The sequence below is a fragment of the Legionella fairfieldensis ATCC 49588 genome (assembly GCF_000621525.1).
In the GTDB taxonomy this organism is placed as follows: domain Bacteria; phylum Pseudomonadota; class Gammaproteobacteria; order Legionellales; family Legionellaceae; genus Tatlockia; species Tatlockia fairfieldensis.
In genome coordinates, this window is the sequence record NZ_JHYC01000043.1 from 1 (window position 1) to 7,492 (window position 7,492).

Genomic DNA, 7,492 nt, shown 5'->3' on the forward strand with positions numbered 1-7,492 from the left:
GTCAAAAGCATGCTAAAAATAAAGTCATTCGGTTTGAGCCAGCTTCTTCTGTGGGATCGGCACGATGGAATGCTTTAAAAGAAATTAGAATAGGTACTGACTATGAAGTTGGGGATGTACAAAATTTAGGAACTCTAGTTGCTGATCCCAATGGGAAAGGATTAGAGTCTCATTGGGATAAAACATCACAAGCATTGCTTGTTGGTTTGATTCTTCATTGTATCTATAAACTCAAATCAGAGGGTTATATCGCTAGTTTACCTAAGATTGACCACATGTTGGTTGATCCAGAAATAACTATTGCCTCGTTACTCCAAGAGATGACCACGTTTAAGCACGTTAATGGCAAGAACCATCCTGTTATACATGCTGCGGCAAGAGATATGATTGATAGACCAGAAGAAGAAGCCGGCTCTGTATTATCTACATTAAAATCGTTCTTGGCGTTATACCGTGATCCAGTTGTTGCTCAAAATGTGAGCGAATCTGATTTTTGCATTAAAGACTTAATGAATCATGAAAATCCAGTAAGCCTCTACATTATTACACAACCTACAGATAAAGACCGGCTTCAACCTCTAATACGTCTTTTGTTAAATATGATTGTCCGGCTATTGGCCGACAAAATGGAATTTGAACGCATCCTATCCGAGCAATCTACCTGGAAAAAATGGCTCTATGCTTTCAATAAAGACAAATTAGTTAACCACGCGATAAGCCAAGTTCGAACAAAGAAACGCTATAAACATCGGTTGCTTTGTATGATTGATGAATTTCCAAGTCTTGGAAAACTGGAGATTCTCCAAGAGTCTCTGGCATTCGTTGCGGGCTATGGCATTAAATTCTATCTCATTTGTCAGGATATTAATCAATTAAAAAGCCGCGAAAAAGGCTACGGTCCCGATGAGTCCATTACCTCCAATTGCCATATTCAAAACGCTTACCCGCCTAATCGCCTCGAAACGGCGAAACACCTTTCAGAACTCACAGGAATTACTACGATCGTAAAGGAAAACATAACAACGAGCGGAAGTCGAACTGGCCTTTTTTTGAACCAAGCCTCACGCACGTTTCAAGAAAGTCAGCGTCCCTTATTAACAGACGATGAATGTTTACGCATGCCAGGGCCTAAAAAGAATGCCGAAGGACTGATTGAAGAAGCAGGTGATATGGTCATCTATGCAGCAGGGTTTCCAGCCATTTATGGCAGACAACCTCTTTATTTTAATGATCCTGTTTTTTCCAGACGAGCATCAATACCAGAACCACTGGAAAGTGACTACTTGAATTGCATTCAAGCACAAAACAAAGCAATTACCTTATGAGAATAAAAACGCGATTTAATTCCGGTAGTTTCATTTTTTTTAGCATGAGCTGTGTGCTTATTATGAGTGGCGCACTATTTCTAGCAGGTGCTCGCATTAACACAAGCCCAAGTATTCCGGTTGGTCTTTACTGGCTAAGCAATCAGCCTGTTAAAAAGGGTGAATACGTTATTTTTTGTCCTCCTGAAACGGCTATTTTTAAACAAGCGCTTGCCAGAGGATATCTTCCGATTGGATTTTGTCCTCTGGGCTCGACTTATCTAATGAAACAAGTCGTAGCAACCACAGGGGATCGCATCGCTATTTCATCAGAGGGTGTCGTTATAAATGGTCATCCATTAGCCTTTAGCAAACCTTTACTTAAGGATAGTAAAGGACGTCCTCTCTCTATCTGGGAAGTTTCGAATTACCGTTTAAAGTCATTGGAAGTTCTCTTAATGACTAATCAAAGTCCACTGTCTTTCGATGCTCGTTACTTCGGCTTACTAACAAAAACTGAACTTATGACGGTGATTAAACCGATAATCGTCTGGGTTAATGCCCAAAAAGGAAAATAACATGCGTTTATTCATAGCAGAAAAGCCTTCTGTCGCTAAAGCAATCGCTGAGGAATTAGGTATAACCAGCAAAGGAGAGGGGTATATCGAAAGTCATTCCGATAAAATTACCTGGTGTTTTGGTCACATGTTAGAACAAGCGGAGCCAGACTTTTATACGGATGAGAATATTCCACGAAACCCAAATAATGGGAAAAAACGCTGGCGAGTTGAGGATTTACCCATTATCCCGCAGAACTGGATCGTACATCCTAAAAAAGATAGTGAAAAACAGCTTCAACTTATTGGTCAATTATTAAAAGAGGCAGAATTAATCGTCAATGCAGGGGATTCGGATCGTGAAGGACAGTTATTGATTGATGAAGTCCTGGAATATTTCAATTGTAAAAAACCAGTTCTTCGTTTTTGGGTGTCTGCGCATGACTCTATTTCTCTGCAGCGTGGTTTATCAGCAATGAAAGATAACTCCCACTATAAAGGATTGGGTTATGCCGCAAAAGGAAGAGCACGTGCCGATTGGTTAATTGGTATGAATCTAAGTCGTGCTTACACGTTGCGAGCACAACGAGGCGGATCACGAACTTTGCTGACTGTAGGCCGTGTTCAAACACCAACACTGGCACTTGTTGTTGCAAGGGATAGAAATATTGAAGCCTTTAAATCAATTCCCTATCACACCATTAAAGCAGCCTTTCAACACGGTGATAATGCGTTTATTGCACATTGGCGTGCGAATGAAAATCAGGCGGGATTAGATGAAGAAGGGCGCTTGATTGATACTACCCTTGCAAATAGCCTGATTACCAAGGTAAGTGGTCAATCAGGACTTGTCACTCATTACAACGAAGAAATTAAAAAGAAAGCACATCCTCATGCCTATTCACTCTCTGATATTACGCTTTTAGCGTCTAATAAGTTTGGGTATAGCGCTTTAGAAGTTTTGGAAACTTGTCAATCACTTTATGAGACTCACAAATTAACAAGTTATCCGCGTACCGATTGTGCGTTCTTACCCGAATCGCAACATGCCGATGCTCCGTTGGTGCTTGCAGCAATTAAGGAAGTCAATCCTGATTTAAGCGCCATGATTGATGCCGCAACGCCCTCTATCAAATCAAAAACATGGGATGATACAAAAGTCTCGGTTCACTATGGCATTATTCCCACGACGCATCGTGGCTCTATCGCTAAGTTAAACGATAAAGAACGCAATATTTATGACTTGATTGTTCGCGCTTATATTGCTCAATTTTATCCGTTGCATGAATATTTAAGTACCACAGTCAAACTTGTTATTGAGGGTGAAACCTTTGAAGCCAGTGGTCAATCGATTCATTGTGAAGGCTGGTGTGCAATCTATAAAGAATCGAGAGACGAGCAAGAAAAGGGAGGGGAGGACAATCAAAAAATTCCATCCATGCTCGTTAATGACAACATACAATGCATCAAAGCATCTCGTCAGGATGTAAAAACAAAACCGCCAAGTCGTTTTACAGAAGGCACTTTGCAACGTGCAATGGAAAATATTCACAAATTTATCACCGAACCAGAACATAAAAAAATGCTGCGTGATGGGGATGGTATTGGTACGTCAGCCACACGAGCTTCAATCATTTCCGAATTAAAACGACGTCATTTTATTGAAGCAAAAGGAAAACAAATTATCAGTACGTCATTAGGACGTAGCATGATTGATGCACTTCCAGAGGTTGTCAAAAGCCCCGTATTAACAGCGATATATGAACGTTTATTACGTGATATTGAAAAAGAGCCTTCCTATTTAGACGGATTTATAGAAAAACAAATCAAATTTGTTACCGAACAAGTCGTTAAAGCCAATGATGGCGCGGTGAAAATTAATGGCGCTGAACAAATCGTTCCAATATCTGAATTATATAAGTGTCACCACTGTAAAAAAGGGTTAGCAAGACGTAAAGGACAGAAAGGTTTCTGGTGGTCTTGTAGCGGTTACCCTGAGTGTTCGCAAACCTATAAAGATTTTAAAGGTAAGCCTGTTTATAACAATAACTAGGAGTTTTCAATGACAGACCAAATAAAAGGCAAAGATGATCGCTTCAATACCGAATCCTACAATGTGTTACATGAAAAACTACTCGATGCACAAACACCTGGTTTTCATGTTGAATTTGATCCTGATGAAGCGATAACGGTTGGCGCCTTTCCCGAAGATGCTTTAAGTGAATCCGATGCCATCCAAAGCAGTATCGATTTGCTGACTACCGATTCATTAGCCGTCTCTACTCAAGGAATTCATCATGAATAAAACACTCTATCATGAGGTGGTTGCAGAAAAAATAATTGCTCTGCTTAAAAAAGGATGCGCACCGTGGCAATGTCCCTTTGAACCAGGAGAGGCAGGTATTTTACCCTTTAATCCAATCACTGAGAAACGCTATAAAGGAATTAATGCTATTCAGTTAATGGCTGAGGAATATAGTGATCCACGCTGGATGACCTATAAGCAAGCAATGTCAGTGGATGCCCAAGTACGCAAGGGAGAAAAAGGATGTGTGATTCAATACTGGAAATTTACCGATTTAATAACTAAAAAAGATGATTACGGAAACCCTATCCTGGATGCAAATGGAAATCCAAAAAAGATTGAAGTGCATCTGGAACGTCCCCGTATATTTTATGCAACAGTCTTTAATGCTGAACAAATTGATGGATTACCTTCTCTTGTTCACAAAGAAAAAACCTGGCATTCCATAGAGCGTGCTGAATACATTTTAGACGCATCAGGCGCTGTCATTTTGCATAATGGAGGATCTCGTGCTTTCTATCGACCAGGAAGTGATACCATTCATTTACCCCTTCAAAATCAGTTTCAAAGTGCGCATAACTATTATGCCACCGCTTTACATGAATTAGGTCATTGGACTGGTCATTCTTCACGGCTTGATCGTGATTTAACACACCCTTTTGGCAGCGAAGGTTATGCTAAAGAAGAGTTGAGAGCTGAAATCACGAGCATGATTTTAGGCGAAGAACTTAGCATAGGCCATGATCCTGCCCAACACGCCGCTTATGTGGGTTCGTGGATAAACCTATTAAAAAACGATCCTCTGGAATTGTTTCGAGCAGCCGCTGATGCGGAAAAAGCTCAACACTATATTCTTTCTTTTGAACAAAAACTTATACAAGAACAAACGACGGGTCAAACTAGGATTGGAGAGCAACCTCTTGTATCAGAACAACTTATGTCAATAGTAACTAATTCGAGTGAATTGTCAGAAAACTCTCTTCTAGCCAATACCTCATCTTCCCATGAAGCAATCTTAGAGACAAAAACACAAGCAATTCTTTCAGAAACATTAAAAAACTCCACTGAAAAACAATGGCTTCATATTCCATTTAACCAGAAAGAAACAGCGAAACAACTGGCAGGTGTTTTACCCAATGGCCAAAAAGCTATCGAATGGGATAAATCGGCAAAAAGCTGGTTTGCTCACCCAGGGACTAATCTGGATAAACTTACTCCATGGCTCCTTAATCACAACTCTACTCGCCAAGGATCTGCATTAGCCCCTCAAGAGGAATTTGCTGAAACATTAAAAAGCTTAGGTTGCCTTATTACGGGTAATCATCCAATCATGGATGGAAGACCTCATCGCATTAGTACTGAGGGTGACAAAGGAAGTGAGAAAGCAGGATTTTATATAGGGCATTTAGACGGACACCCCGCCGGCTATGTAAAAAACAATCGTACTGGCGTAGAAATAAAATGGAAAAGTAAAGGGTACGTATTAAGTGATGAACAAAAAGAAGCGCTGCAATCTAATTTGTCCTCAAAATTTCAGGCTCGTCTTAATGAGCAATCTCATAGCCAGGAACAAGCGGCACTACGAGTAAGTAATCAGGTATCTCATTTAACGACAATTAAGACTCAAACTCCGTATTTACGAACGAAAGAGATAGCGATTCATTCAGGCATTTTTACTGATGAAGAAGGAAAAACAACTTATATTCCAGCCTATGATGTACAGGGTAAGCAATGGACCATGCAATACATCAAGGAAGATGGCACAAAACGATTTGCTAAAAACAGTCGCAAAGAAGGTTGTTTTCATGTCATTGGTGGATTGGATGCATTAAGTTTAGCACCTATTCTTATTATTGCTGAAGGCTATGCAACTGCTGCCAGTTTAACGCAAGCATCAGGAGTTCCTGTCGTTTCAGCATTTGATTCAGGAAACTTAACACCTGTTGCGAAAGCTTTACATGAAAAATTCCCCAACAAACCCATTTTGATAGCAGGTGACAATGATTTTTACCTTGAAAAAACACAAGGCATTAACCCAGGAAAAACCAAGGCAAAAGAGGCTGCCGCTGTAGTGAATGGTCAAGCTGTATTTCCCATTTTTGCCCCTGGTGAACAGCCAATCCGTACAAAGGGACTTACAGATTTTAATGACATGGCAACGAAGAGTGTATTAGGTCAGGAAGGGGTTAAACGCCAAGTGAATAGTGTTATTGAAAAGATTGTAAAAGAACATTCTCTTGTTGAAAGGCCGCGGTATTCAAAAAAAATTCAACATCGGGATAGAGATTGCTCTATGTCTCAATAGCACACTGACATTATTTATATACACACGTGACCAAGGAGGTACGTTAACAAAAACCAATTATTTAGGGTGTTTATGATGAAAAATTGTAACAAATTTCATTTTATTTTCAGTGTCTGTTTTCCTTATCTATTAAGAATGAAAACACCTCTCTTGTCTTCCATAAAATCGTTCCTTGTAATCACAGTGGTTATTGTTTTATTCATGTGTTGTAGGGAAGTAAAAGCAAATCCTGCCTCCACCGAATACGTGCAAAATGCAATTAATGCCTTGCGAAACGAGCTAAATGGGCAAATCAATAGCAATCTGCAGCCCTTGCAAAACCAGATTAATCAAATGCCTGCCCTAATTAATAACGCCGTACAACCCTTACAAATTCAGCTTAATCAACTTCCAACCATCATTAATAATCAAATCAATAACGGACTAGAGCCGCTGCAAAATCAGGTGAATGAGTTACCAATCATCACGCACCAGATTGGCGATATCGTTCATGGCGGTATTGTTTTTTTTTGTCGATGAGTCAAAACAGCATGGGTTAGTTGCATCACTTACCGATTTAAATGAAAGCGTCGAATGGCGTAATGGTGAAAGTGGAGATCGTCTCGTGAATGCAAGTGGTATGGGATTAAGAGCAGGAGAGATCAATACCCGTCTTATTGTTGCCGAACAAACGATTGATCAACAAGACGGCCAGTTTGCAGCTTTACTCTCATCCAGTTATCAAGTTTTAGCGGATGGGACACCTTGCCCATCGACACCAACGCTTAATGCAACTTGTTATGGCGGTTGGTATCTACCCGCTGTTTTTGAATTGATGTTAATGCAGACCAACCTTAAAAACAGCGGCTTGGGTCAACTGAGCGATGGGCTTTATTGGAGTTCAACCGAAGCCAGTTTCACCCAAGCCTGGGTCGTTGATTTCAGTGTAGTTGTAACGGCTCGCAATCAAAAACGACTCGGCCCACAATCAGCGCATCAAGTTGGCCCAAATTAAATGCGAATGAAATTAATTTTTGGCCCA

General features: G+C 40.3%; 7 protein-coding genes. All 7 read left to right on the plus strand.

Features of this window, described 5'->3' with window-relative positions; all coding sequences use genetic code 11:
* A partial coding sequence (locus tag T345_RS0110415; protein WP_028389294.1) for a type IV secretory system conjugative DNA transfer family protein occupies positions 1 to 1,325 on the plus strand: 1,325 nt, incomplete at its 5' end.
* Positions 1,322 to 1,882 carry a conjugative transfer signal peptidase TraF gene (gene traF / locus T345_RS0110420; RefSeq protein WP_051555242.1) on the plus strand — a complete coding sequence of 187 codons (561 nt, stop codon included), beginning with the start codon at positions 1,322 to 1,324 and terminating at the stop codon, positions 1,880 to 1,882. The genes T345_RS0110415 and traF, both read left to right, overlap by 4 nt.
* 1 nt (position 1,883) lies before the next feature.
* Positions 1,884 to 3,914: a DNA topoisomerase 3 gene (locus T345_RS0110425; RefSeq protein WP_028389296.1), complete on the plus strand. Its 2,031-nt coding sequence runs from the start codon at positions 1,884 to 1,886 to the stop codon at positions 3,912 to 3,914.
* A gap of 9 nt (positions 3,915 to 3,923) precedes the next feature.
* Positions 3,924 to 4,166 (plus strand): hypothetical protein, encoded by a 243-nt coding sequence (locus T345_RS14145; protein ID WP_051555243.1) that lies wholly within the window; start codon positions 3,924 to 3,926, stop codon positions 4,164 to 4,166.
* A complete protein-coding gene (locus T345_RS14150) occupies positions 4,159 to 6,471 on the plus strand; it encodes a zincin-like metallopeptidase domain-containing protein (RefSeq protein WP_035918840.1) in 2,313 nt (770 codons plus the stop codon). The genes T345_RS14145 and T345_RS14150 overlap by 8 nt, the downstream gene beginning before the upstream one ends.
* A gap of 201 nt (positions 6,472 to 6,672) precedes the next feature.
* A complete protein-coding gene (locus T345_RS14640) occupies positions 6,673 to 6,990 on the plus strand; it encodes a TrbJ/VirB5 family protein (RefSeq protein ID WP_156935640.1) in 318 nt (105 codons plus the stop codon).
* The gene (locus T345_RS14155; protein WP_051555245.1) at positions 6,962 to 7,465 is read left to right on the plus strand and encodes an Lcl C-terminal domain-containing protein; all 504 of its coding nucleotides are present in this window, start codon (positions 6,962 to 6,964) and stop codon (positions 7,463 to 7,465) included. The genes T345_RS14640 and T345_RS14155 overlap by 29 nt, the downstream gene beginning before the upstream one ends.
* The last annotated feature ends 27 nt before the right edge of the window (positions 7,466 to 7,492 follow it).

Bases quoted from the DNA above. Each gene is read 5' to 3' on its own strand.
- traF (WP_051555242.1), top strand. From the start codon at position 1,322: ATGAGAATAAAAACGCGATTTAATTCCGGTAGTTTCATTTTTTTTAGC.
- T345_RS0110425 (WP_028389296.1), top strand. From the start codon at position 1,884: ATGCGTTTATTCATAGCAGAAAAGCCTTCTGTCGCTAAAGCAATCGCT.
- T345_RS14145 (WP_051555243.1), top strand. From the start codon at position 3,924: ATGACAGACCAAATAAAAGGCAAAGATGATCGCTTCAATACCGAATCC.
- T345_RS14150 (WP_035918840.1), top strand. From the start codon at position 4,159: ATGAATAAAACACTCTATCATGAGGTGGTTGCAGAAAAAATAATTGCT.
- T345_RS14640 (WP_156935640.1), top strand. From the start codon at position 6,673: ATGTGTTGTAGGGAAGTAAAAGCAAATCCTGCCTCCACCGAATACGTG.
- T345_RS14155 (WP_051555245.1), top strand. From the start codon at position 6,962: ATGGCGGTATTGTTTTTTTTTGTCGATGAGTCAAAACAGCATGGGTTA.